We start from the raw sequence: 24,978 nt of genomic DNA on the forward strand, positions 1-24,978 counted from the left end.
GTCTTTACAACTTTTGTAAGACGGGTGCAAAAATACATCTTTTTTCCGAAAAAATAAATTTAAAACTTGAAAAATTTAAAGATTAAACAATTTAAGCTAAAAATATTTCTTTTTTAATGTTTTAAGGATTTGGTTTTTGCTAAAAAGTGCTAATTTGGTGGGGCTATCGTCAACGGCAATGAATAAAGAACCCTTACCGGAATACCTCTTCTTATACCTGGATTCCATTTTTTTGCACCTTTAATTACACTAATCGCATTTTCGTCTAATCCGTAGCCCAGTCCTTTTAATATTTTTGGCTCAACCAGATTTCCTTCCTCATCTACAGTGAAAGTTAAATATATCTTTCCAAAAACCTTATTTCTTGCTTCAACTGGTATAACCATTGATCTTCCAACATACGTGTAAAAAGAATTTATTCCTTTTTTTGGACTTGGAGGCTGATCTCTTATCGTATAAGGGTGCTCAACATTTAAAGAATCCAAACTAATTCCTGAAACTAATTTGCCATTTTCATAAGTTTCAGTAAAACTTGATTTCTTTTCCAGATACTTTCCTTTCCAGATACCGTCAGGCAAGCCATCTTTTATCTTTCCGCTTTCTTCGGAATATTCATTCGCATATGTATAGTCGCCATTGCCGTAAGTTACGATTTGTTCTTTTTGAGGATTCCAGAAATTGTTGAGCTTGCACTCAACTTCACCTTTTTTACTTTCGAAATATTCAATTTCCGATTTGATATTTCCGTTTTCGTACCATTTGAATTCTTTTCCTATTTTTTTGAGCTTTGCAAAAGTTACAGTCGACTTTTTGTTGCCATTTTCATAATATGAAATAAATGGGCCGTCTAGTCTAATAACATCTTTATCTAAAGTTGTTCCTATGCATTTAATTGCTTTGGATTTGTAATATTCTTTATAATTGTACGATTTCTTATCAGTATAATAATCTTCAATAATCCTAATATATTTATAGTCTACCGCTGAACTTTCTACATAGGAAGAGTCCAGAAATATTACTTTACTTTCTGAAAGAAGTGATTGAGAAAAAAGTTGAGTAGAAATTAAAAGAAAAAATAATACGCGTAAAATAGCTTTCATATTAGGTTAGTTAATAAAAAGCTAAAGTAGTATTTTTAACACAAACAAGCAAAGATTCAGCGTTAGCTTAAAGTAATCTTTGCTTTTAATTTAATTGCTATTTTAATTTTGAGCTTTTTTTAAAAGCGTATTTTTCAGCCAAAGAAGAATAGGTAGTTTTTACATTGTTTTGATCTATGCTTTCTCCAGAGATTAAAATTCCTTTGTCGTAATTATCAATAAAAGTAATTTTTTGAGCACTATCATTTCCTTTCCAGAGTCCCTGTTTTAAACCATTTTTTAGGGTTCCTTTTTGAATTATGAATTTGTCAGTTTCTTCAAAATCTCCTTCGCCATCAATTACGGTCTGGTTTTTATCTTCATTCCAGGCATTAAGTATTAAAGTCTGAACACTTTTAGTTTTTGGATTCCAGATATTCTGTTTTTCAGATTTTTTATTTTGGTTTTCATACCAGTTAATCTCTTTGCCTTCTTTATGATCCTGAGAATAATTCACCACAGATTCTTTTGCGCCGTTTTTATAATAACAAATAAATTCTCCGTCCTTTTTTAGAACATCTTTGTCTAAAGTTGTGCCAGTCATTTTCTTTCTTCCGTTTTTGTAAAAATCGGTTACAACGTAGCGAACGCTTTTTTGGGAATAATTGGTGATTACTCTCGTGGAAGTATGTTTTTCAGGCGTACATTCATTATTTAACGAGTCCAAAAAGATTTTTTTTGAGACCATGTTAATTTGTGCGAAGAGATTAACTGAGAATATAAGAAGCAGAAAAATGAAGATGTTTCTTTTCATTCAGTTCTATTTTTTACCTAAAAATAGTTCTTCTAGAATAATTTAGCAACTTCTTGATTTACAAATTCTAAAAATCTTTCGTCTGCTTCAGTAAACGGATCAATAACATGGCTGTCAATGTCGATTTGGCCAATATTTACTCCATCAACAAATAATGGTACCACAATTTCTGATTTTACAGTAAAGCTGCAGGCAATATAATTGTCTTGTGCGGCAACATCCGGAACGACAAAATTAGCATTGCTTTCTGCTACCTGACCGCAAATTCCTTTTCCAAATGGGATAACCGTATGATCTGTTTCAGCACCAACATAAGGTCCTAAATGAAGTGTTTTGTTTTCGTGATTGGCAAAATAAAAACCAACCCAGTTGTAATATTCTACATTTTCGTTTAACAATTGACAGATTGCTAATAATTTTTCGTCTCTAACTATGTTTGTATCAGCAACAATAGCGCTTATTTTTGGTTGTAATTCTTGAAAAGTCATGATAAATAAATTTTATACAAAAGTATTTAAAGCCGGAGTTAAAAAATATATAAATTTGAAAAAAAAATCCGTTGAAAAAATATTTAATACAATTTAAACCTTTTCTGATTTTTATAGGCACTTTTTTCTTCGCTTATATTTTACTGACGATAATTTATAAATACTATCTGAACAGTTTTGATTCATTAGAAATTGACGGAATTTCAAGAATTGTTGGGCGAAATGTAGAACAGTTAATGTATTTTTTTAATTTTGACATTAGTATTGTGAAAAGTCTTTCTCAGCCTTCTTTAGAGGTTTGGTATAATAAACGATTTACAATCAGAATAGTAGAAGGTTGTAATGCTGTCAGCGTTATTATATTGTTTGTTTCGTTTGTGATTGCTTTTTCAGGAAAATTCAAAACGACTTTGCTTTTTATTTTATTTGGTTCTCTTTTTATTTATGTTTTAAATGTTCTCCGAATTGCTTTTTTAACGGTTTTACTATTTAAATATCCTGAGAATGAACACTTTTTGCACGGCGTTCTTTTTCCGTTGATTATTTACGGATTGGTTTTTATTTTGTGGGTGATTTGGGTGAATAAATTTTCGAAATATGCTAAGTAAGTTGCTAGAACATAAATTCAAAATCTTGCTTGCGGTTTGTATTGTGATGTGTTTTGGTGTTATTCGGGCATTTGAAAATAGTCTTTTCTATGATCCCTTTTTAGAATATTTTGAGGCCGATTTTAAAAATTTGCCTTATCCGGAAGTCAATATTCTGAAACTTTTTTTCGGACTTATCCTGAGGTATTTTTTAAATACAATTTTGTCTTTAGCTTTGATTTATGTGCTTTTTAGAAATGCTGACATTTTTAAGTTTAGTGTTTTTTTATACGCATTTTTTCTGGTCATTCTGTTTGTTGCCTTTTTTGTTATTTTGGATTATTTTCCAAATGCAAATTGGCTTCTTTTCTACGTCCGAAGATTTATAATTCAGCCCATATTTGTACTGCTTTTTATCCCGGCATTTTATTATCAGCAGCAAAATTTAAAAAAATAACAAATCATTAAATCTTTTTTCGGTCTTTTTAAATAATTTTGCAGTATGAATTTAAAAAAGTGCACAGGATTATTTTTAGCTTTCCTATTGTTGGTTTCCAACATCGGGTTTGCTTTTGATGTGCATTATTGCGGAGGCGAAATAGCTTCTGTTTCTTTAAATACAACAACGCACGCTGCTCCAGAAAAGAAATGCTGCGGAGAAAATGAAAAGAAATCTTCTTGCTGTAAAGACAAAGTCGTTCATTTCGAAAAGAAATCAGATAATGCTACTGTCAAAATATTCTTTTTTCAGTTTGATTTTCCAGCTGTAATTCAGGAATATAAAACAATTGCTTTTTTAGCTGTTCCAAATTTTAAAAGCAGTCAGATCACTTCGTATTATGCTGATGCTAATGCGCCGCCTTTATTCAAATTATACAATCAATACATTTTTTATTCCTGATTTTAATGTTTAGAATCAAGCCAATTTTTTGCGCTTGAAATTTGCTGTTTTTTCTAAAAAGAAGAATTAGAAACAGCTTTTCTAATAACATTAAAATTATTTATATGCACAAAAATATAATGCTTTTGAGTATGATTTTGCTGTCTGTTACTGCTTTTTCGCAGGAAGATTTGCAGGAAGTAAAGGTCACCAAAAAGCAAAAAGGAATTAAAAAATCCTATACACTTACATCCAATACAACTGTTATTACAAGTAAAGAATTACTAAAAGCGGCATGCTGTAATTTGGCCGAAAGCTTTGAAACGAATCCTTCTATCGATGTCAATTTTTCAGATGCTTTAACGGGAACCAAACAAATAAAAATGTTAGGTTTAACAAGTCCGTATTTGATGATTACCGAAGAAAATATTCCTTCAGTTCGTGGAGCTTCTCAAGCTTACGGATTGTCTTTTACGCCCGGAACATGGATTGAAAGTGTTCAGATTACGAAAGGAGCGGGGAGTGTTATTAACGGTTATGAAAGTATTTCGGGACAAATAAATACGGAGCTTTTGAAGCCTTTGAGCGATATCCCATTTTTCTTAAATGCTTACGGCTCTACAGATGCGCGTTTTGAATTGAATACACATTTCAATAAAAAATTATCTGATAAGTGGGCGACAAGCTTGTTTGTTCATGGAAATACTCGTGTCGCAAAAAACGATATGAATAATGATGGATTTTTGGATAATCCGTTAGGAAAACAAATCAACATTTTAAATCGTTATCAATATTATGATCCTGAAAGCGGTTTGGTGAGTTTTATCAATTTCAGATATATGAATGATAAGAAACAAACCGGAGAAGTTGATTTTGATAAAGATATTGATCGCGGAACTACAAATCACTGGGGCTCAGAAATCAACACAGAACGTTTTGATGTGTCAACTAAAATAGGTTATGTTTTTAAAGATATGCCTTATCAAAGTATTGGTTTTCAAAATGCTTTTAATAGTCATAAGCAAAATTCTTATTTCGGTTTGAATTTATATGATATTAAGCAGAATAGCTTTTATTCGAATTTGATTTTCAATTCGATTATCAATAATACAAAACATAAATTTACAACCGGATTGAATTTTACATACGATCAATATCAGGAATTTGTGAATGTAAATGATTACAGCCGAATTGATAATTCTGTCGGCGCATTCTTTGAATATACTTATGACAATACTGATAATTTCAGTTTGATTTTAGGCGGAAGAGTTGATAATCATAATCGATTGGGTTTTTTTGTGACGCCACGTCTGCACATGAGATATAATCCTTGGAAAAATGGAGTAATTCGTTTTTCTGCTGGAAGAGGAAAACGTTCTGCTAATATTTTTGCCGAAAATCAACAACTTTTTGCTAGTTCCAGAACATTTTCAATTTTGGATACAAATGGAAAAATCTATGGATTAAATCCGGAAATTGCGTGGAATTACGGAATCAGCTTTTCGCAAAAGTTTAGACTTTTTAATAAAAACGCCGAAGCTGGATTTGATTTCTACAGAACTGATTTTCAGAATCAGGCCGTTGTCGATTTAATGCAAAGTCCGCAAGATGTTTTGTTTTATAATTTAAAAGGAAGTTCATTTGCAAATAGTTTTCAACTAGAGTTTAATTATGAGCTTATTCATAATTTGAATTTAAGAACAGCTTATAAATATTATGACATTCAAACAGATTATTTGAGAGGAACTTTTCAGCGTCCGTTGCAGGCCAAACATCGTTTTCTGGGGAATCTGGAATATGAAACGACTTCAGATAATGGAAAACAATGGAAGTTTGATTATACGTTCAACTGGACAGGAAATCAACAATTGCCTTATACAGCATCAAATCCAACAGAAGATCAGTTTCCTGATTTTTCTCCTGCATATGCCGTTATGAATGCACAGGTGACAAGAGTTTTTTCTGATGTTTTTGAAGTCTATATTGGCGGAGAGAATATCGGAAACTATAAACAGCAAAAAGCGATTTTAGGCGCTGATGATCCATTTGGACCAAATTTTGATGCTTCTGTTGCGTATGCTCCAATTTTTGGACAAATGTATTATGCAGGATTACGATTTAAAATAAAATAATTGCAAAACAAATTTAAATAACAATATCAAATTTAAATAAAATGAAAAAAATAATTTTAATAGCAATAATTGGGTTTTTAGGTTTTTCGGCGCAAGCCCAAACTAAAAAGAATAAGAATCTAAAATACACAACAGAAGTTAACGGTAATTGCGAGCAATGTAAGAAACGTATTGAAAAAGCAGCTTTCAGTGTGCCTGGTGTAAAAACTGCAACTTGGGACATTACGTCGCATCAGCTTGCTGTGATTTTGAATGAAGAAAAATCATCGCCAGCCGACTTAAATAATGCTATTGCTAAAGTAGGCCATGATACAAAGGAGGTTAAAGCTACTCAGGCTGATTATGATAATTTGCACAGCTGTTGCAAGTATGTAAGAGAATAATAATATTTGAAGCCCTAAGTTTATTCTTAGGGCTTTTTTTAATAGTTAATTTATCTTTAAAATACCGCATTTTATTGTGGTTGAAGTAAATTATTGTTACTTTCACGAACTTAAATAAAGTATAACCAAACCATTTTTATGAATAATTTTGATTGGACACAATTAGTCAACCCTGAATTTTATATCACATTAAGTATCGGCGGTTTTCAAATTGGTTTATACATCGTGCTGTTTATTGTTTTTGCAGAAACCGGACTCTTTGCTGGTTTTTTCCTTCCTGGTGACAGTCTTCTTTTTTTATCAGGGATTTACAGCCGTGACTTAATCGAAAATGTTGTTTCTATTCCAAGCGATTTTGTAAATGTGTTCATTCTATCAACTTTAGTTGCTATTATGGGAGTTTTAGGAAATATGACCGGATATTGGTTTGGAGCAAAAAGTGGTTATTATCTGTTTAAAAAAGAAGATACGTTTTGGTTCAAGAAGAAATACTTATTACAATCTAAAGACTTTTTTGAAAAATATGGAGGAAAAGCAATTATTTATGCTCGTTTCCTTCCAATCTTTAGAACTTTTGCACCAATTATAGCAGGGATAGTTTCAATGGATAAAAAGAAATTTATGTTCTATAATATTTTAAGTTCATTTTTATGGTCTTTCGTATTAATCTTTTCAGGACATTATTTATACGGTGTATTTTTAGAACACGGAATTGATTTAAAAGAACACATTGAAGTTATTGTAATAGGAATAATAATTGTGTCAACATTTCCAGTCTTCTTAAAGCTTATCAAAAAGAGAACTAGTGGAGAAAAGATATAAATTAGATATATAAAGAAATAAAAAAAGTCCGAAGTTATTTACTTCGGACTTTTTTTATTCTTATACTAGTGTGATTGTGTACGTAAAATAATTTTATTTAACAGTCATTTCTTCAACATGATTCCTATGTTAGGAATCGTTATGATTTTACAATTAATGATTTTTTTTCAGATTGTAAAAGGTATTTTTTATTTTGAAATTAAACAGATTACCATTCGTTTACTTTGTTAGCATCCATTTTTAAGAAGATAAACAACAAAATTGTGAAGCCCCAGAGTCCGGAGCCACCATATGAAAAGAAAGGCAAAGGAACTCCAATAGTTGGGAAAATACCGATAACCATAGCAATATTTACAAAAAAGTGAATGAATAAGATTCCTGCAACACAGTAACCATAAACACGGCTAAATTTAGTTTTTTGTCTTTCAGCTAAATAAATTACTCTTAAAAATAAACCGACAAAAAGCGCTATTACAACTAATGAACCTACAAAACCCCATTCTTCACCAACGGTTGTGAAAATATAATCGGTATGTTGTTCAGGTACAAAACCTCCTTTTGTTTGTGTTCCCTGTAAAAAGCCTTTTCCAAGCCATCCGCCTGATCCAATTGCAATTTCTGATTGGTTAGTGTTGTAACCAATACCTTTCATATCGACTGTTTTTCCAAGTAAAATATTAAAACGGTCTCTGTGATGTTGTTTGAAAACATGGTCAAATACATAGTCAACAGAGAAAACAAAAGCAGAAATAATAGCCAAAAGTATACTACTCATCAATAAATTCCTGTCGACAACTCGGCCTTTGAAATGTATAATTGCTAAGACAACCGCAGCTATAATAATAACAACATAAGGTTCAAGAATAAGTGTTAATACAAATAATAAAATAGTAATAAAACCGGTCCAGACATACCAAGAAGGTAAACCTTCTCTGTATAAAACAATAATAAAAATACTATAAATTAAAGCACTTCCAGGGTCAGGCTGAGGTAAAATCAGCAGGACAGGCAAAAATACAATAGCAAGCGCCTGTATCTGTCTATTCACATCCTTGAGGTTGATTTGTGTGTCGCTCAGATATTTTGCCAGCGCTAATGACGTAGCTGCTTTTGCAAATTCTGAAGGTTGTAAAGTAAAACTTCCTATAGCATACCAGCATCGTTGTCCGGCAATTGTTTTTCCAAAAAGAAACAATCCGGCAAGCGATAATAGTGCAACTCCAAATATTATACTGGCATATTTCTCATAAAATTTTCCGTCAACAAAAAGCACCACAAAAATTAATGGTATTGTACAGCCAATAAAAATCAGCTGTTTTTGATACGTTCCTTCTGTAGATAGTAATGAAGACGAATAAATATTCAACCACCCTAATATTACTAACGTGATGTAGATAAAAACACTTATCCAGTCAATATTATTTTTTACACTTTGATTTTTCATTTGAAATAATCTTTCTTAGTTTTCTTTAGTGGTATCGGTTGCTATTTTCTTCATTTCTGTTTTTGGAACACCTGGCTTAGGAGTAACGATTTTAGCTTTTAAAATCGAATCTTTTGGTGTAGATTCAATTGCGCTTGCTTCACTTATTCCGCCTAATTTAGCATATTCAGCAACCAGACTTTTATTCAAAACACGAACTTCTAAATCTGTTCTTGTGATTTTTTTTCTTAAATATTTTTCAATCATCAAACTCGCAATAGGTCCGGCTACGTTTGCACCAAAACCTCCATTTTCAATCATAATCGCGATTGCGATTTTAGGATTATCCTTTGGAGCAAAAGCCACAAAAATAGAGTGATCTTTTAGTTTTGTTCTTACTCCGTCAATTTTTGCATAATTTTCAGCGGTACCTGTTTTTCCGCAAATATCAATACCTTCTACTCTCAGAGCATAAGCCGTTCCTTTGTTGTAAACGTCAAATAAGCCATTTATAACCGGTGGAAAATACTTTTTGTCAATTGTAGTCTCGTGTTTAGTTGTAAATTTTGCATCTATTTTTTTACCCTCGATTTTTTTAATAATATGAGGAGTGTAATAATAACCTTGATTTGCAACTGTCGCCATCATATTCGCTAATTGAATAGGGGTCATCAAAACTTCACCTTGACCAATAGCATTAGATACAATTGTGGTGCTTCTCCAGCCACCATTTGGGTATATTTTTTTGTAAGTTTTAGAAGTTGGAATGTTTCCTTTTCTTCCCGTTGGCAAATCGTATCCCATAAATTGACCAAGACCAAAACTTTTCACGTGCCCACTCCAAACATCAACTGCGTACCCAGGATTCTTATATTTGTTTATCGTTAGCATGTAAGATTGTGCAAAATAAGTATTACAAGAATTGTAAATCCCGTTATTTAATTGATGAGGCCCAAAGCCGTGACATTTCATAAAGCGTCCTCGTCCGTAGCTAAAACCGTGATGACACATAAAAGTCGTATGCTCATCAATAACTCCTTCCTGAAGCGCAACAAGTCCAGTTAAAATTTTAAATGGAGATCCTGGTGGATATTCTGCTAAAAGCCCCCTGTCGTATAAAGGTTTTGCTATCGAATCTCGATATAAAAGTGTATAATTCTTAGATTTTTGTCTTCCTACTAAAATTCCAGGATCGAAAGATGGAGCGGTCACTAATGCTAGAATTTCACCGGTTTTAGGCTCAATAGCAACAATTCCACCTCTTTTATTGATCATTAACTCTTGGCCATACTTTTGAAGTTCGCCATCAATAGTTAAATTGATATCTTCTCCGGCAACAGCAATTGTATCGTATTTTCCATCTTTATACGAACCAATTTCTCGGTTGTATTTGTCTTTCTGAATGTATTTTACACCTTTTATACCGCGTAAAACTTCTTCGTAACTTTGTTCAACCCCTTGCTGTCCAATTAAATCTCCACTATTATAATATGGATTTTTTTTAATTAAGTTTTCATTTACCTGAGTGATAAAACCAAATATATTGGCGCCATAATCTACTTCGTAATCACGAAGTGAACGTTTTTGGAAATAGAAACCTTCAAATTTTCTGATTTTTTCTTGAAAAGCGGCAAATTCATTTTTATTTAATTGAGCCAAAAATACAGAAGGAAGACGAGGACTATATACTTTAGCCTTCGCAATTCTTTTGTCGTATTCTTCTTTTGTGATGTTTAGCAAAGAACAAAATTCAGTAACATTCAAATCTTCTTTGATATCGCGCGGAATAACCATGATATCATAAGAAGCCTGATTGGCAACTAAAAGTTTGCCGTTTCTGTCGTAAATGTAACCTCTCTCAGGATAGTCGTACTGTTTTTTTATTGCGTTGTTTTCTGATTTTAGCTTAAATGAATCGTCTACAATTTGCAAATAAAATACCCTGATCACCAGTAAAGATCCTGCAATGATAATTAAAGCGGGTAGCAGAACTTTTCTCATCGTTTATTGGGCTTAATAAGATAAATGATTATGATAGAGGTTATAATTGTAAAAATTGAGCTAAACAGCGTTCGAAGTAAAATGTCCCAAATGAATTTGAATTGGAACGCTTCGAGTACAAACAGTATGATATGGTGTAGCAAAACGGATACCAAAATAAATGAAAACCTTTCGGGTGTTAAGGATTCGTTTAATTTGATGGTTTGATATTCATAACTCAGTCCAAACGAAAACTTAAAAATATAAGGCCTGTAGTAAGCAAGAATTACACACGATGTTGCATGTATTCCTCCTGAATTACAAAACATATCCATTGTTAATCCGAGTAAAAAACTTGAAATAATCAATCCTGATTTATTACTGTTTACAGGATAAAGAATGATATACAGAATATACGGAAAAGGACTTATGTACCCTAAAAAATTCATATTGTTGAAAATAACAATCTGAATTGCCAGTAACATAATAAATCGAAAAATATTGACTAACAATGCGCTATTCATCTTTTTCCTTTTTTTCTAAATTAATAAGTTCTTCTCTGTCTTTGCTTTTGATAATGTAAACATGCCCAAGGTTTGTCATATCGTTAAATAACTTAACCTTTATAACATAAAAACTGGTTTGTTCCTCTTTGTAAACGGTTTCAACGGTTCCAATGTTTATTCCTTCAGGGAAAATTACAGATTGCCCTCCTGTTACGATAGTATCGCCTTTTCTAACAGAAGCTAATCTTGGAACATCTTTCAGTTGGACAAAACCAGTACTTTTTCCGTCCCATGTTAAAGAACCAAAGTGATTTGATTTTTTAAGTTTGGCGTTGATCTGTGATTTCATGTTCAAAATACTAACCACAGTTGAATATCTTGGAGAAGTGTTGTCAATTACTCCAACAATTCCTAAGCTATTTATTACTCCCATATCTGGTTTTACACCTTCATTGGATCCAGAATTTAAAGTAAGAAAGTTTTCGTGTGTACTGTATGTATTGTGAATCACTTTTGATACAATAATGTCAGCCGGTTTTACTCCTTTAATTGTATCAGGTAAAGGCAATTTTGTAGTGTCTTCTTTATTGAATAAAAGACTTTTTAACCTTGCATTTTCGAGTACAAGTTCTTCATTTTCAGCTCTTAAATTCAAATATTCGTCTATGCGATTAATTCTTTCATAAACACCTCCGCTTAAAAAGTTGGCAGAACTGATTATTTTGCTTCTATGGTAAGAATGTGATTGAATTGTGAGCGTCAACGAAATACCTAAAAGCAGCAAAAACAGCAATCGATTACTGTTTCTTATAATGAAATTAAATATTTGCTGCATTTCTTGTCTGGTTATTTTGTTTCAGGATATGCTTAAAGTTTCAAAATTTTATTAGAGTTAAATATTGGAATTTAACTCTAATAAAAAGTATAATTATTTGTTTTGAATCTTATTTTATTAAGATGCTTTTGAATTTTGCAATGTTTTTAAGTGCCATTCCAGTACCGCGAACAACAGCTCTCAACGGATCTTCAGCAATATATACTGGTAAATCAGTTTTTTGAGAAATACGTTTGTCAAGACCTCTTAACATAGATCCTCCACCAGCTAAATAAATACCGGTATTGTAAATATCAGCAGCTAATTCAGGAGGAGTTTGAGATAATGTTTCCATTACTGCATCCTCGATACGCTGGATAGACTTGTCTAAAGCTTTTGCGATTTCACGGTAAGAAACATCAACTTGTTTTGGTTTACCAGTAAGCAAATCTCTACCTTGAACAGACATATCTTCTGGCGGTCCGTCTAAATCTTCGATAGCCGCTCCAATTTGAATTTTAATTTTTTCAGCAGTACTTTCTCCAACAAATAAGTTGTGTTGTGTACGCATGTAATAAACGATATCATTTGTGAAAACGTCACCTGCAATTTTTACAGATTTGTCGCAAACAATTCCACCTAAAGCGATAACTGCAATTTCAGTTGTACCACCTCCGATATCCACAATCATGTTTCCTTTTGGTTGCATAATGTCGATTCCGATACCGATTGCTGCTGCCATTGGCTCATGAATCAAATAAACTTCTTTTCCGTTTACTCTTTCACAAGATTCTTTTACTGCACGCATTTCAACCTCAGTAATTCCAGATGGAATACATACAACCATTCTTAAAGCTGGCGTAAACATTCTTTTTTTCAATGCAGGAATACTCTTAATGAACATATTGATCATTTTTTCAGAAGCATCAAAATCGGCAATTACTCCATCTTTCAAAGGCCTTATGGTCTTGATGTTTTCATGCGTTTTACCTTGCATCATGTTGGCTTCTTTACCAACAGCGATGATTTTGCCTGAAACTCTGTCGCGTGCTACGATAGAGGGGCTGTCAATAACAACTTTATCATTATGAATGATTAAAGTGTTTGCGGTACCAAGGTCTATTGCAATATCCTCAGTCATGAAATCAAAAAATCCCATAAGTTTTTTAGGGGTTTAAAATGTTATAAATTATTTATCGAACAAAGTTAAACAAATTAATGTTTAAAATGACGTGTTCCTGTAAATACCATTGCAAGATTATTTTCGTTGCAATAATTTATGCTTAATTCGTCTTTTATTGAACCTCCTGGCTGAATTACAGCAGTTATTCCTGCTTTTTTAGCTAATTCTACACAGTCCGGAAATGGGAAAAATGCGTCACTCGCCATTGAAGCTCCAGTTAAATCAAATCCAAATGCTTTCGCTTTGTCAACAGCCTGCATTAATGCATCGACTCTTGATGTCTGACCTGTACCTGATGAAATCAATGTTCCGTTTTTAGCAAATACAATAGTGTTTGATTTTGTATTCTTGCAGATTTTAGAAGCAAAGATCAAATCTTCGATCTCCTGAGCAGTAGGTTCTGTTATTGTAACGGTTTTTAAATGCTCTTTATTATCCGTAATATTATTTCTGTCCTGAATTAACAAACCATTAAGACAAGTTCTTACTTGACGATTTGGTAATTCAACTTCATTTTGAACTAAAATGATTCTGTTTTTCTTCTCTTGTAAAACAGTAACTGCCTCATCATCATATGCTGGAGCGATTACCACTTCGCAGAATAATTTGTTGATTTCCTGAGCCGTTTCTAAATCAATTTTAGTGTTAGAAATTAACACTCCTCCAAAAGCAGAAGTAGGATCACAAGCTAAAGCTGCTAAATAAGCTTCGCTGATTGTTTTTCTAGAAGCCAATCCGCAAGCATTATTGTGTTTCAAAATTGCGAATGTTGGTCCGTCAGTTTTAAATTCAGCAATTAAGTTAACTGCAGCGTCAACATCTAGCAAGTTGTTATATGATAATTCTTTTCCGTGAATTTTGTTGAACATAGCGTCAAAATCTCCAAAGAAAAATCCTTTTTGGTGAGGGTTTTCGCCATATCTTAAAACTTGACCATTTGCAATGCTTTCTTTGTAAATAGTTTCGTCAGTGTTGAAATAATTAAAAATAGCTCCGTCATAGTGAGAAGAAACGTGGAATGCTTTAGTAGCTAACAATCTTCTGTTTTCCAAAGTTGTTGCTCCGTCTTGTTCTGTAATTAAATCTAAAAGCAAGCTGTATTCATTTACCGAAGCAACAATTACAGTGTCTTTGAAATTTTTTGCACCTGCGCGGATTAATGAAATTCCGCCAATATCAATTTTTTCAATAATATCTTGTTCGCTTGCACCAGAAGCAACAGTTTTTTCAAAAGGATACAAATCAACAATTACTAAATCAATTTGAGGAATGTCAAATTCTTTCATTTGCTGAACATCACTTTCGTTATCCTGACGGTTCAAAATTCCTCCAAAAATTTTCGGGTGTAAAGTTTTAACTCTTCCTCCAAGGATTTCAGGAAAAGAAGTAATGTCTTCAACAGGAACTACAGGAATTCCAAGGTTTTTAATGAAATCTTCTGTCCCTCCAGTTGAGTAAAGTGTTACATTTTGTTCGTGTAATTTTCTAACGATTGGCTCTAATCCATCTTTCGAAAAAACAGAAATTAATGCTGATTGTATTTTTTTAGTTGTGCTCATTGTGTAGTTATGATTTTTGAGACTGCAAAAGTAGTTTTTTTAAATATTATTTTAAAGAAAATTAATGTAACATTATGCTAAAAAAATCTACTGATGAGTAAGTTAACTTTTATTAGGTTTTTGATTTTAAATTATTGAATTTTACTTTATTGAAAAATACTACTATATGCTTCTTTACCTTCGATTATTAAAAGAAAGTCTGAGCTTTGCTATAAATGCTTTACGAAATAATAAATTAAGAACTTTATTGTCGCTCCTTGGGGTTACAATTGGTATTTTTTCGATTATTGCTGTTTTGGCTGCCGTCGATTCTTTAGATAGAAAAATTTCTAAAGATTTGAGCAGTTTAGATAAAAATACGATTTATTTAATGAAATATTGCTTTGGTCCATCTGAAATTCCACAATGGAAAAGAGAACAGTTCCCAAATGTAAAATATGATGAATATATTGGTTTGAAAAATTCACTAAATAATACTGATCAGGTGGGTTATCAGCTTTTTGTAGCCAGAGAAAGTTTAAAGTACGATTCGAAAACTGTTGCCGATGTGAACATTATTCCATCTTCATTTGAAATGGTCGATATTGACGGATTAAGTTTTGATAAAGGAAGATTTTACAACGAATCAGAATCTAACTCAGGAACGGCTGTAATTGTTTTGGGATATGATATTGCTGAAGGTCTTTTTGGAACAAGTGATCCTCTTGGGAAAAATATTCGTTTATACGGACAGCGTTTTACGGTTATTGGTGTAATTGCAAAACAAGGAGCTGGATTCTTTGGAGATAGTAATGATACTTCGGTTTATTTGCCAGCCAATTTTCTTCGACGAATGTATGGTGATAGTGATTCTATGACTCCTGTAATAGTTTTGAAACCCGTTAAAGGCGTAGATATGGATGCTTATAAAGCTGAAGTTGCGCAAAAACTTCGTGCCATTCGTGGCATGAAAGCAGGCGAAATGGATAATTTCTTTGTAAATGTGCTTTCTGGTTTTACCGATTTTATTGATGGAATTTTGGGTACTTTAAGAACTGCCGGAATTTTTATCAGTATTTTTTCCTTTTTAGTTGGTGGTTTTGGAGTTGCGAATATCATGTTTGTTTCTGTTAAAGAACGTACTAATTTAATTGGAATTCAAAAATCATTAGGAGCAAAAAACCGTTTTATATTATTTCAGTTTTTATTTGAAGCTGTTATGCTTTGTTTGATAGGAGGTATAATTGGTTTGTTTATTGTTTGGCTTCTTTCCCTTCTTTTGACTAATTTATTAGAATTCGAATTTGTTTTAAGTTTCTGGAATGTAGTTATTGGAGCAGGATTGTCCATTTTTGTTGGTGTGCTTTCGGGTATTCTTCCAGCAGTTTCAGCAGCAAATCTTGATCCGGTTGAAGCGATTAGAACCGGAATGTAATATTGTTTTTGTGTTATTTTACTGTAAATTTTGATGCGTAAAAATAATTAGATACTTTTGATAGAGTAAGAACTTAAATCGCTAAATAAATGAGCTTTAACCTTAAATCTGTTGATACTGTTGAGTCTATTTCCAAAGAGGATTTTAAAAAGAATTATTTGGATAAAAGAAAGCCTTTAATCATCAAAGGACTTACAAAAGACTGGCCTGCAAGAGAAAAATGGTCAACAGAATATTTTAAGCAGATTGCAGGTGATATTGAGGTTAAATTGGTAGATAATTCAAAAGCAGATCCGAAAAAAGTAATCAACGCATCGATTGCAAGCATGAAATTTGGCGAGTATCTGGATTTGATAAAACGCGAGCCAACACAATTGCGTATTTTTTTCTTCAATCTTTTCAAACACAGACCCGAATTAATTGACGATGTAAAAATTCCGAAAGAATTAATGGGTGGTTTTATAGAAAGCATGCCAGCCATGTTTTTTGGAGGTTCTAAAGCGATTACTTTTTTGCATTATGACATTGATTTGCCGCATCTTTTTCATACTCATTTTGGCGGAAGAAAGCACATTATATTATTCGATAATAAATGGAAAAAAAGATTGTATTGTCTTCCAAACACTACTTATGCTTTAGAAGATTATGATGTAGCCAATCCCGATTTTGAAAAATTTCCTGCGCTAAAAGGAGTAGAAGGATATGAGGTTTTTCTGGAACACGGAGATACGTTATTCATGCCGACTGGAATGTGGCACTGGATGCGTTATATAGATGGTTCTTTTTCACTTACACTTCGCGCATGGGATCAATCAATTTCCCGTAAAATTGCCAGTGTTTGGAGTTTGTTTATGCACGGTGCAGTTGATAGTGCTATTAAAGTTGTTTTTAGAGAGCGTTATGCAATCTGGCGTGAAAAATTAGTCTTTAAAATCGCTGAAAAAGAATTAAAAAAGGATTTGAAAAAAGCGGGATAATAATTTAGTCTAAAAATATAAAAACCCTGTAAGTACTATATGTACTATTTGGGTTTTTTTACAAATTTGACAAGTTCGGGAAATTTGATTCTTGTTTTATCCCATTTAATATCGGCAGAATTGTAATATTTGTTATTTCTCTTATAATAAATAATTGTGTCTTCTTCCTGTGTTGTTCTTCTAATAACGATAAAATCTCTGCCTTTCTTGAAATAATTTAAAAATTTATTTAAATCAAAAAATATTTTAGAATTTAAAGTGTCAGATTGAGATGCGATGAAAGTTGCATTTCTAAAATCATCTTTGTAATTCAATTTAATAAAATCATAAATATTTTTATTTGAAATTTCAATTAGATCTCTTGGATCTAAATCAGCGAAATATGGAATTGTGTCGGTATTTGGTGTTCCACAGATCATTCCTAATCCTTTATTTTGCAAATAATAAGCAGTGGAATCTGAGTTGATGATGAATGTATTTGTTCCGTAAGTTAGCCAGCCAGGTATAGGTGGAGGAGGTGAAACAGTATCATTATTTCGTATTATTGATTTGTTTTCTTGCGAAATTATATAAGGAATGTTTTTTTCAATTTCACCTTCTTTCTTGGTACAATTAACAAAAAACAAACAAGCCATAAAGCCGATAAAAACTCTCGCCATAGAAATCAGATTTAAAATAAAGATATAAAAAAATCCCATCTGCAAAAGCGAATGGGATTTTATATATTTAGAAGTTTTAAAACTATCTAATAGTATTATTTTGAATCAAATCGATATATAAGTTGATCTTATCTTTCAATTCTTTTCTAGGCGTGATAAAGTCTAAGAAACCGTGCTCTAAAAGAAACTCAGCAGTTTGGAAACCTTCTGGTAAATCTTTTCCTGTAGTATCACGAACAACACGTGGACCAGCAAAACCAATCAAAGCGCCTGGCTCAGAGATATTGATATCTCCTAACATTGCGTAAGATGCAGTTGTTCCACCCGTTGTAGGGTCTGTACAAAGAGAAATGTAAGGTAATTTAGCTTCCGCTAATTGAGCCAGTTTTACAGAAGTTTTTGCTAATTGCATTAAAGAATAAGCAGCTTCCATCATACGAGCTCCACCAGATTTAGAAATCATTACAAAAGGTAATTTGTTTTTGATCGCGTGATCAATTCCTCTTGCAATTTTTTCACCTACAACTGCCCCCATAGATCCACCAATAAAAGCGAAATCCATACAGCAAATTACAAGTTCTCTTCCTTTAGATTTTCCTACTCCCGTACGTACAGCGTCTTTAAGATGAGTTTTTTCCATTACATCTTTCAATCTTTCTGCATATTTCTTTGTATCCACAAAATGCAAAGGATCTTTTGATGTCATGTTTTTATCTAACTCAACAAATTCGTTGTTGTCGAATAAAATTTCAAAATAGGTTGCGCTTCCAATTCGAACGTGAAAATCATCTTCAGGGCTTACGAATAAGTTTCTCGCTAATTCGTCTGCATCAATAATTTTTCCAGTTGGAGATTTGTACCACAATCCTTTCGGAACGTCCATCTTATCTTCTGTAGCGGTCGTAATCCCTTTTTCTTGTCTTTTAAACCAAGCCATTTTTTTAATTTTAGAATGTAGATTTTAAAGTTTAGATTTCAATCCTATTTCAAAAATTAGATTTCAGGCTTTTTTTAGAAGTCTGAAATCTAAAATCAGAAATCTAAATTTTAAAGCGTGTTTACGTTATTTAAATCAGCAAAAGCTTGTTCAAGTCTTGCGTTGAATGTTACTTCGCTTTCACGAACCCATCTTCTTGGATCGTAATATTTTTTGTTTGGAGCATCAGCACCTTCTGGGTTACCAATTTGAGATTTTAAATAGTCAAGATTTTTAACCATATAATCACGAATTCCTTCAGTGTATGCAAATTGTAAATCTGTATCGATGTTCATTTTGATAACTCCGTAGCTAATTCCTTCTCTGATTTCTTCAAGTGTAGAACCTGAACCTCCGTGGAAAACGAAATCAACAGGATTATGTCCTGTGTTGAATTTGTTTTGTACGAAATCCTGAGAATTTTTTAAGATTTTTGGAGTTAATTTTACGTTTCCTGGTTTGTAAACACCGTGAACGTTTCCGAAAGCAGCAGCAATTGTAAATTTAGGGCTTACTTTAGATAATTCTTCATAAGCATAAGCTACTTCTTCTGGTTGAGTGTATAATTTTGAGCTATCAACATCAGAGTTGTCAACACCATCTTCTTCACCACCTGTAATACCAAGCTCGATTTCCAATGTCATACCCATTTTGCTCATTCTTGCTAAATACTCTTTACAGATCTCGATGTTTTCTTCGATTGGCTCCTCAGACAAATCGATCATGTGAGAACTGAATAATGGTTTTCCTGTTTCTGCAAAATGTTTTTCAGAAGCATCTAATAAACCATCAATCCAAGGTAATAATTTTTTTGCGCAGTGGTCAGTGTGTAAAATTACAGTTGCACCGTAAGCCTCAGCTAAAGTGTGAATATGTTTTGCTCCAGCGATTCCTCCAGCGATAGCCGCTTTTTCACCTGCGTTAGATAATCCTTTTCCAGCGTTGAATTGTGCTCCTCCGTTAGAAAATTGAATAATAACTGGTGCGTTAAGTTTTGCTGCAGTTTCAAGTACACCGTTAATTGTGCTTGATCCAGTAACGTTTACTGCAGGAAGTGCAAATCCTTTTTCTTTTGCATAGTTAAAAATCTCCTGAACTTGGTCTCCTGTAGCAACTCCTGGTTTGATATTGTGTGCCATTGTAATTTTTTTTATAGTTGTTTTTAGTTTTTAGGTTGCAAAAATAAGAATTAATTAGCATTAGAATGGATAATTTATTCCAAAATTTAAAACCGAGTGACCAAAATTGTATTCTTTAAACCATCTGTCTCCCTTCTCATGTGCCGGATTATAGGTCTTGAAGCCTAAATCTAATCGAACAACAAAGAAGCTTAAATCGTATCGTAATCCAAATCCTGAGCCCAAAGCAATTTCAGCTAAATCGTTTACGCCAGAAAATTTTGCCTTCTCATCGATGACATTATCGAGCACATTCCAGATATTTCCGGCGTCTGCAAAAACAGCTCCTTTAACATCGCCAAGAATTTTAAAACGATATTCGGCACTAAATGCAATTTTCATATTCGCCTCGTTAAAATCATCCATCGCGTCTGTACTTCCAGGACCCAAAGAGTAAGGTTGCCATGCACGATTATCATTTGAACCTCCTGAATAATAACTTCTTGAAAACGGAATATAATTTGAGTTCCCAAAAGGAATTGCAATCCCGAAGAAGCTTCGTACCGCAAGCACATTTTCTTTTCCAAAATCCCAATGCTTGATATAATCGAATTCGGTTTTGATGTATTCTGAATATTCTAAATTAAATATTTCATAATTGCCATTTGTGTTTTTTGGTAGACTCGCAATGTTTGAAATGGCTGACAATAAAGTCCCCGCCGATTCTATTTTAGTTTTAAACTGATAGAAATTATTGTCGGCAAGATCTTTTTTGGTTGTTTTAGTAAAGGTATAGCTCGTGGCTAAAATAAAATCATTTTCAGTCAGACGAACTCTTCGTTCCTCAATACTTTCGACATCTCTATACAGAGGATCTCCAGGGAGCAAGGCTGTTTGCCCGGTTAATACATCATTAGTAAATCCTGTAGTTCCTTTAGGTATAGTCAGATCTTTTCTCGCTTGTTCTTCTGGGGTATCTCCCCAGTTGATAGGTTTGGTATTATAGTCTTTACCAATACCGTTTAATTCATCATATGAAGACGTATAAACATTAAAATAGTTGTTTGGATTTAAGTTTCGAACATATTGTGCGTTTAACAATTCTAATTTTGCAGTGTTATGACGCTTTGGAGACCAATTATAGGCGATTCCTCCAGTAAAATTCTCTTTATCCAAACCAATATTTCGCTGTTTAGAAAAACCGCTTGAGATTGAAGTAGAAGGAATCATCCTTTTCGGAATAATTTTTTCAGTTCCAAAAGGCATTAAAATTCTTGGGAAATTTAATTTCATATCAAGTCCATATTCTGAAACATTGAAGAAATTATTATTTGGATTCGCCATGTCTTTTGATGATCCAATATTCATTCTTGCTGAAATTTCAAGTGTTTCAGCACGGTTAAATACATTTCGGATGGTTTCAGAAACACTTGCCCCAATACCAAAATCTTGAATATTAGAGTGTGTCACGTCAAGGGTTGCTCCAAAACTGTATTTTTTTCTTGGTGTCAAATAGACATTCGCAATTAAAGACTGTGCGGTCGAGTCTCTTTTATCAACTTCATATTGTATGGAAGGATAATTGAAGATTTTTAAATTGTTCAAATATCGAGAAGAAAGCGTTGTTCTTGTATCAGAGAAAATACTTCCTTTTGTAATAAAAATAGCGTCGGTAATAGCTCTCGGTTTGTATTTGATTTTTTTATAGCCATACAAATTAAAGTTGTTGTACGAAATACTATCGTTGATTTTTGATTTTGAATTAGCCGCTGAATAATCAGTATAAATATTCACGTCGCTGATTTTGTACAATTTAAAAGGTTCTGTTCTGCTGGAATCTTTCTCTTGTATGCTATTGTTGTTGATGATTAAGTTTACATCAGCTTTATTTTGTTTTCCAATTGTATCAATATCAAAAGTAACATAAGTAGGTTGAAAATAGTAAGCCCCATTATTTCTGAAATAAGTTGTAATACGATTTTTTTCTTCTTCAAAATCTGTTGTTTTGTATTGATTCCCAGATTTTAAAATCGAAGGCTCTCTGCTTGTATGATAAAGTGAATCTAATGCCGGCGTTAAAATCGTAGTTCTGATAGAATCTAATGTATATGCGGGTCCAGTCGTAATATTGTAATTAATTTTAGCTCTTTTAATTCCGACAGTATCAATAGTATAGTCTGTTTGTACTTTGAAAAAGCCGTTATTTAAATAGTAGTATTTTAAGCGAAGCAACGTTTTTTTTGTTTTTGCTGTATCAATAATTACTGGTGCTTCCCCTGTATTTTTTAAGAAATCATTCAGTCCTTTATTTATAAAAGATTGACCAAGACGATCAACTTGCTTTGCTGAAAGTACTTTTGACCAACGTTCATACCTTCCAGGATGATTGTCAAATTTTGCCTGATAAGTAGAATCTGGGTTTAAATTGGCTAAATTGTATAAATTTAAGCGTAATTTAAAGCCAAGTAACTTTCCGTTTGGCTTTTGATACATTTGATTTGAAGCAGTTTCGTCATTTGAAGACTTTCCGTTTACAAGAATATTATTTTTTACAAGAAGGTTTTTTCCATCTGGAACTCTTTTTACAGCATTACAAGCACAAATAAGTGTTGCTATTAGAATAAATGCTGTTATTTTTGTGGAATTATTTTTCAAGTGTTTATAAATATTTAATTCAAAAGTACATTATTTTATGGTTAGTAAAAACCAAATAAAACTTATCTCAGGCTTACATCAAAAAAAACAACGTTTTGCAAATCAATTATTTTTTGCTGAAGGAGTAAAAGTAATTCAAGAATTGTTGCAATCCAATTTTGAATTAGAGCATTTGTACACCACGCAAAATGATTTTGAAGCAGTTCAGTCTTCAAAACGAACTCTCATTAATGAACAGGAGTTAAAGAAAATAAGTGCTTTGTCGACTCCTAATTCTTGTTTGGCTGTATTCAAAATCCCTGCCGAAAATAAAATAATCGATTCAGGTTTGATTTTAGCCTTAGACGATATTCGTGATCCTGGAAATTTGGGAACAATTTTACGTCTTTGCGACTGGTTTGGCATCAACCAAATTATTTGCTCTAAAGAGACTGTAGATATTTATAACCCAAAAGTGGTTCAGGCTACAATGGGATCTATAACCAGAGTAAATGTTAATTATGTTGATTTGAAAAACTTTATCGCTCAAACAAAACTACCAATTTTTGGAACTTTTATGGACGGCGAAAACATTTATAAATCAAATTTGCCTCAAAACGGAATCATTATCATGGGTAATGAAGCCAACGGAATTTCAGCAGAAATTGAAAAAATGGTCACAAGCCGACTCACAATTCCTAGATTTGGAGAGTTACAAAAAACCGAAAGTTTAAATGTAGCTACTGCAACAGCAATTATTCTTAGTGAATTTAAACGAAATTGTTAGCTATTTGTTTTAGTGAAAAGTAAAATTTATTAAAATAGCTCGGGATTTCATAGAATCGATGTTTCCTGTCCACGGGCTATTCGGATCATTGTCTCTTACTAATTCATCAGTTATTCCAAACATTCCTCTAATAGAAGGAGAAAAAATGAAATATTCTGTAAAGAAATCAATACCAACACCCATTTCATAAGCGGCTGTCCAAGGTTTTACTCTGAATTTCTGTTGCGAATTATCATCTTGAGACTTTGAATTGCTCGACAAATTCAGCGTAGTTGACATTCCGCCAACTAAATACGGACGTATATTTCCTGTGCGCAGCGAAGAGAACTTCAATAATAAAGGGAAATGAATGTAAGTACTGTTCACTTCTCTCAAATAGTCATTTTGAGCAGTAAAATTTGGATAATATAAATCACGTTTTGTGTAGTACAAACCTGGTTCAAAACGCAAATTTATGTATTCCTGCAATCTTAAATCTGCTACGACACCAACATTAAATCCGGTAGTTTTTTTTACCTGAATATCTTGGTTCACAACATTTTTATAGTCAAATTTAAAGTCAAAGCTGTTGAAGCCCAAATAATACCCAAAATAAAGGCGTTGCTTTTGCCAGTTTTCAAGATTAATGATAGGATCTTTGCTAAACATGCTTTTAGCAAATTGCGAATATCCTTTTGTCGATAAGACTAATAAAATTAAGATTACTGTTTTTTTCATACTATTTTTTAGAAGCAGAATAAATGGTTGCAACTCCAAAGGTTTGAGGCATAGCCACAACATCTATAAACCCAATTTTTCTCAAAATATTGTTTAATGCTTCTCCGTAAGGAAAAACAGCAGCAGATTCTGATAAATAGCCATAAGCCGAGTTATCTTTAGAGAATAATTTCCCGATTATAGGAAGTATATTTTTGCTGTAAAATTTATATCCTTGTTTATATGGAGTTTTATCTGGAACTGAAGTTTCTAGAATAACGAATACACCATTTGGTTTTAAAACCCTTAAAATTTCAGCAAATCCTTTTTCTAAATTTTCAAAATTTCGAACACCAAAACCAACAGTTATAGCATCAAAATAGTTGTCCTCAAAAGGAATATTTTCAGAATCGCCTAAAACTAAATCAATAACACCAGAAAGATTTTTCTCTTCGACTTTCTTTTTTCCAACCTCAAGCATTCCGGCTGAAATATCTAAACCAATTATTTTTTCGGCCTTGGTTTGCGCCATTAAAATAGCAAGATCACCAGTTCCTGTAGCAATATCAAGAATGATTTTTGGCTTAGTATCAGAAACTATTTTTAATACTTTTTTTCGCCATTTAACATCAATCCCAAACGAGATGACACGGTTCAAATTATCATAATTACCAGAGATGTTGTCAAACATTTGGGCAACCTGTTCTTTCTTCCCTAAAGAAGAGTCTTTATATGGAGTTATTTTTTCAGACATTTTTTTTATTTAGGCAAATATAATACAATCTGACTTAACTGTAATTGGCTTTTTTAAATTGTAAATCAAATGTTTTAAAAGAAGGACTTTTATTGTTGTAAGCCTTCTTGTTTTGCTGATTTAAGGCATCACCAAAAACGGGTATTTTTTTAAAATCACTAAAAGTGGGTATTGTACAATGCTGGTTTTATGTCCAATTTTGTCAAAGATAAAAATGATGAAATTTTGATGATTGATTAGATGATGACTTAAATCAAATGATTGCTTTTTTTGCGCTGGTAATCTATTTGTTCTTGTAAGTAGTTTTGAAATG

The 24,978-nt window shown here is 32.6% G+C and carries 24 protein-coding genes; 9 read left to right on the top strand and 15 right to left on the bottom strand.

The features are described 5' to 3' along the window. Positions 1-149: 149 nt before the first annotated feature. From FN795_RS08550 to FN795_RS08560, 3 genes are all read right to left on the bottom strand, one after another. Positions 150-1,100 (bottom strand): energy transducer TonB, encoded by a 951-nt coding sequence (locus FN795_RS08550; protein WP_142450236.1) that lies wholly within the window; start codon positions 1,098-1,100, stop codon positions 150-152. A gap of 97 nt (positions 1,101-1,197) precedes the next feature. Beyond that, positions 1,198-1,806, bottom strand: coding sequence for a toxin-antitoxin system YwqK family antitoxin (locus FN795_RS08555; RefSeq protein WP_244289959.1), 609 nt, complete (start codon positions 1,804-1,806; stop codon positions 1,198-1,200). Positions 1,807-1,925: 119 nt separating this feature from the next. Beyond that, positions 1,926-2,381 (bottom strand): GAF domain-containing protein, encoded by a 456-nt coding sequence (locus FN795_RS08560; protein ID WP_142450238.1) that lies wholly within the window; start codon positions 2,379-2,381, stop codon positions 1,926-1,928. A 71-nt stretch (positions 2,382-2,452) separates the two neighbouring features. On the opposite strand from FN795_RS08560, the gene xrtF reads away from it, so the two are divergent. The 6 genes from xrtF to FN795_RS08590 all read left to right on the top strand — a co-directional run bounded on the left by xrtF (position 2,453) and on the right by FN795_RS08590 (position 7,185). Then, positions 2,453-2,989, top strand: coding sequence for an exosortase family protein XrtF (gene xrtF / locus FN795_RS08565; RefSeq protein WP_142450239.1), 537 nt, complete (start codon positions 2,453-2,455; stop codon positions 2,987-2,989). Next, the gene (locus tag FN795_RS08570) at positions 2,979-3,425 is read left to right on the top strand and encodes an exosortase F system-associated membrane protein (RefSeq protein ID WP_142450240.1); all 447 of its coding nucleotides are present in this window, start codon (positions 2,979-2,981) and stop codon (positions 3,423-3,425) included. Before xrtF ends, FN795_RS08570 begins: the two co-directional genes overlap by 11 nt. Positions 3,426-3,470: 45 nt before the next feature. Then, positions 3,471-3,869, top strand: a complete 399-nt coding sequence (locus FN795_RS08575; RefSeq protein ID WP_142450241.1) for an HYC_CC_PP family protein — start codon at positions 3,471-3,473, stop codon at positions 3,867-3,869. A 104-nt stretch (positions 3,870-3,973) separates the two neighbouring features. After that, positions 3,974-5,980: a TonB-dependent receptor plug domain-containing protein gene (locus FN795_RS08580; RefSeq protein WP_142450242.1), complete on the top strand. Its 2,007-nt coding sequence runs from the start codon at positions 3,974-3,976 to the stop codon at positions 5,978-5,980. Positions 5,981-6,021: 41 nt separating this feature from the next. Continuing rightward, positions 6,022-6,363, top strand: coding sequence for a heavy-metal-associated domain-containing protein (locus FN795_RS08585; RefSeq protein WP_035645699.1), 342 nt, complete (start codon positions 6,022-6,024; stop codon positions 6,361-6,363). Between the two features lie 138 nt (positions 6,364-6,501). After that, positions 6,502-7,185, top strand: a complete 684-nt coding sequence (locus tag FN795_RS08590; protein WP_142450243.1) for a DedA family protein — start codon at positions 6,502-6,504, stop codon at positions 7,183-7,185. Between the two features lie 208 nt (positions 7,186-7,393). Here the strand turns inward: FN795_RS08590 and rodA are convergent, their stop codons facing one another. The 6 genes from rodA to purH form a co-directional block, all read right to left on the bottom strand. Continuing rightward, entirely contained in the window at positions 7,394-8,629 is a 1,236-nt protein-coding gene (gene rodA, locus FN795_RS08595) for a rod shape-determining protein RodA (protein WP_142450244.1), read from the bottom strand. Positions 8,630-8,644: 15 nt separating this feature from the next. Then, positions 8,645-10,609, bottom strand: a complete 1,965-nt coding sequence (gene mrdA / locus FN795_RS08600) for a penicillin-binding protein 2 (RefSeq protein WP_142450245.1) — start codon at positions 10,607-10,609, stop codon at positions 8,645-8,647. Next, on the bottom strand, positions 10,606-11,112 hold the full coding sequence (locus tag FN795_RS21540) for a rod shape-determining protein MreD (RefSeq protein ID WP_133523327.1): 507 nt from the start codon (positions 11,110-11,112) through the stop codon (positions 10,606-10,608). The genes mrdA and FN795_RS21540 overlap by 4 nt, the downstream gene beginning before the upstream one ends. After that, positions 11,105-11,929, bottom strand: a complete 825-nt coding sequence (mreC, locus tag FN795_RS08610; protein WP_035645686.1) for a rod shape-determining protein MreC — start codon at positions 11,927-11,929, stop codon at positions 11,105-11,107. Before mreC ends, FN795_RS21540 begins: the two co-directional genes overlap by 8 nt. Positions 11,930-12,038: 109 nt before the next feature. After that, a complete protein-coding gene (locus tag FN795_RS08615; protein ID WP_008466528.1) occupies positions 12,039-13,067 on the bottom strand; it encodes a rod shape-determining protein in 1,029 nt (342 codons plus the stop codon). A 56-nt stretch (positions 13,068-13,123) separates the two neighbouring features. Then, a complete protein-coding gene (purH, locus tag FN795_RS08620) occupies positions 13,124-14,650 on the bottom strand; it encodes a bifunctional phosphoribosylaminoimidazolecarboxamide formyltransferase/IMP cyclohydrolase (RefSeq protein WP_142450246.1) in 1,527 nt (508 codons plus the stop codon). A gap of 166 nt (positions 14,651-14,816) precedes the next feature. Here purH and FN795_RS08625 point away from each other — a divergent pair, with 166 nt between their 5' ends. After that, positions 14,817-16,064: an ABC transporter permease gene (locus FN795_RS08625; RefSeq protein WP_142450247.1), complete on the top strand. Its 1,248-nt coding sequence runs from the start codon at positions 14,817-14,819 to the stop codon at positions 16,062-16,064. A gap of 89 nt (positions 16,065-16,153) precedes the next feature. Then, complete coding sequence (locus FN795_RS08630) at positions 16,154-17,041, top strand: cupin-like domain-containing protein (RefSeq protein WP_142450248.1); 888 nt, start codon at positions 16,154-16,156, stop codon at positions 17,039-17,041. Between the two features lie 44 nt (positions 17,042-17,085). Here the strand turns inward: FN795_RS08630 and FN795_RS08635 are convergent, their stop codons facing one another. From FN795_RS08635 to tamL, 4 genes are all read right to left on the bottom strand, one after another. Continuing rightward, positions 17,086-17,700 (bottom strand): hypothetical protein, encoded by a 615-nt coding sequence (locus FN795_RS08635; RefSeq protein ID WP_142450249.1) that lies wholly within the window; start codon positions 17,698-17,700, stop codon positions 17,086-17,088. A gap of 82 nt (positions 17,701-17,782) precedes the next feature. Then, positions 17,783-18,637 (bottom strand): acetyl-CoA carboxylase, carboxyltransferase subunit beta, encoded by an 855-nt coding sequence (gene accD / locus FN795_RS08640; protein ID WP_026983883.1) that lies wholly within the window; start codon positions 18,635-18,637, stop codon positions 17,783-17,785. A 110-nt stretch (positions 18,638-18,747) separates the two neighbouring features. After that, positions 18,748-19,815 carry a class II fructose-bisphosphate aldolase gene (gene fbaA / locus FN795_RS08645; RefSeq protein ID WP_035645669.1) on the bottom strand — a complete coding sequence of 356 codons (1,068 nt, stop codon included), beginning with the start codon at positions 19,813-19,815 and terminating at the stop codon, positions 18,748-18,750. 60 nt (positions 19,816-19,875) lie between these two features. Next, complete coding sequence (tamL, locus tag FN795_RS08650; protein ID WP_142450250.1) at positions 19,876-22,449, bottom strand: translocation and assembly module lipoprotein TamL; 2,574 nt, start codon at positions 22,447-22,449, stop codon at positions 19,876-19,878. 37 nt (positions 22,450-22,486) lie between these two features. On the opposite strand from tamL, the gene FN795_RS08655 reads away from it, so the two are divergent. Continuing rightward, a complete protein-coding gene (locus FN795_RS08655; protein WP_142450251.1) occupies positions 22,487-23,215 on the top strand; it encodes a TrmH family RNA methyltransferase in 729 nt (242 codons plus the stop codon). 9 nt (positions 23,216-23,224) lie between these two features. On the opposite strand, the gene porT is transcribed toward FN795_RS08655, so the two are convergent. Further along, positions 23,225-23,932, bottom strand: coding sequence for a type IX secretion/gliding motility protein PorT/SprT (porT, locus tag FN795_RS08660; protein ID WP_142450252.1), 708 nt, complete (start codon positions 23,930-23,932; stop codon positions 23,225-23,227). A gap of 1 nt (position 23,933) precedes the next feature. Then, on the bottom strand, positions 23,934-24,665 hold the full coding sequence (gene ubiE / locus FN795_RS08665) for a bifunctional demethylmenaquinone methyltransferase/2-methoxy-6-polyprenyl-1,4-benzoquinol methylase UbiE (protein ID WP_142450253.1): 732 nt from the start codon (positions 24,663-24,665) through the stop codon (positions 23,934-23,936). Positions 24,666-24,978 lie beyond the last annotated feature (313 nt).

The sequence above is a fragment of the Flavobacterium resistens genome (assembly GCF_900182645.1).
GTDB classification, from domain to species: Bacteria; Bacteroidota; Bacteroidia; order Flavobacteriales; family Flavobacteriaceae; genus Flavobacterium; species Flavobacterium resistens.

Excerpts from the sequence above, each read along its gene's own strand:
- FN795_RS08635 (WP_142450249.1), bottom strand. The coding sequence starts at position 17,700 with ATGGCGAGAGTTTTTATCGGCTTTATGGCTTGTTTGTTTTTTGTTAAT.
- FN795_RS08570 (WP_142450240.1), top strand. The coding sequence starts at position 2,979 with ATGCTAAGTAAGTTGCTAGAACATAAATTCAAAATCTTGCTTGCGGTT.
- FN795_RS08615 (WP_008466528.1), bottom strand. The coding sequence starts at position 13,067 with ATGGGATTTTTTGATTTCATGACTGAGGATATTGCAATAGACCTTGGT.
- purH (WP_142450246.1), bottom strand. The coding sequence starts at position 14,650 with ATGAGCACAACTAAAAAAATACAATCAGCATTAATTTCTGTTTTTTCG.
- accD (WP_026983883.1), bottom strand. The coding sequence starts at position 18,637 with ATGGCTTGGTTTAAAAGACAAGAAAAAGGGATTACGACCGCTACAGAA.
- mreC (WP_035645686.1), bottom strand. The coding sequence starts at position 11,929 with ATGCAGCAAATATTTAATTTCATTATAAGAAACAGTAATCGATTGCTG.
- rodA (WP_142450244.1), bottom strand. The coding sequence starts at position 8,629 with ATGAAAAATCAAAGTGTAAAAAATAATATTGACTGGATAAGTGTTTTT.
- FN795_RS21540 (WP_133523327.1), bottom strand. The coding sequence starts at position 11,112 with ATGAATAGCGCATTGTTAGTCAATATTTTTCGATTTATTATGTTACTG.
- FN795_RS08655 (WP_142450251.1), top strand. The coding sequence starts at position 22,487 with ATGGTTAGTAAAAACCAAATAAAACTTATCTCAGGCTTACATCAAAAA.
- FN795_RS08585 (WP_035645699.1), top strand. The coding sequence starts at position 6,022 with ATGAAAAAAATAATTTTAATAGCAATAATTGGGTTTTTAGGTTTTTCG.
- FN795_RS08560 (WP_142450238.1), bottom strand. The coding sequence starts at position 2,381 with ATGACTTTTCAAGAATTACAACCAAAAATAAGCGCTATTGTTGCTGAT.
- FN795_RS08580 (WP_142450242.1), top strand. The coding sequence starts at position 3,974 with ATGCACAAAAATATAATGCTTTTGAGTATGATTTTGCTGTCTGTTACT.
- FN795_RS08590 (WP_142450243.1), top strand. The coding sequence starts at position 6,502 with ATGAATAATTTTGATTGGACACAATTAGTCAACCCTGAATTTTATATC.
- FN795_RS08625 (WP_142450247.1), top strand. The coding sequence starts at position 14,817 with ATGCTTCTTTACCTTCGATTATTAAAAGAAAGTCTGAGCTTTGCTATA.
- porT (WP_142450252.1), bottom strand. The coding sequence starts at position 23,932 with ATGAAAAAAACAGTAATCTTAATTTTATTAGTCTTATCGACAAAAGGA.
- FN795_RS08630 (WP_142450248.1), top strand. The coding sequence starts at position 16,154 with ATGAGCTTTAACCTTAAATCTGTTGATACTGTTGAGTCTATTTCCAAA.
- FN795_RS08550 (WP_142450236.1), bottom strand. The coding sequence starts at position 1,100 with ATGAAAGCTATTTTACGCGTATTATTTTTTCTTTTAATTTCTACTCAA.
- mrdA (WP_142450245.1), bottom strand. The coding sequence starts at position 10,609 with ATGAGAAAAGTTCTGCTACCCGCTTTAATTATCATTGCAGGATCTTTA.
- ubiE (WP_142450253.1), bottom strand. The coding sequence starts at position 24,665 with ATGTCTGAAAAAATAACTCCATATAAAGACTCTTCTTTAGGGAAGAAA.
- fbaA (WP_035645669.1), bottom strand. The coding sequence starts at position 19,815 with ATGGCACACAATATCAAACCAGGAGTTGCTACAGGAGACCAAGTTCAG.
- FN795_RS08575 (WP_142450241.1), top strand. The coding sequence starts at position 3,471 with ATGAATTTAAAAAAGTGCACAGGATTATTTTTAGCTTTCCTATTGTTG.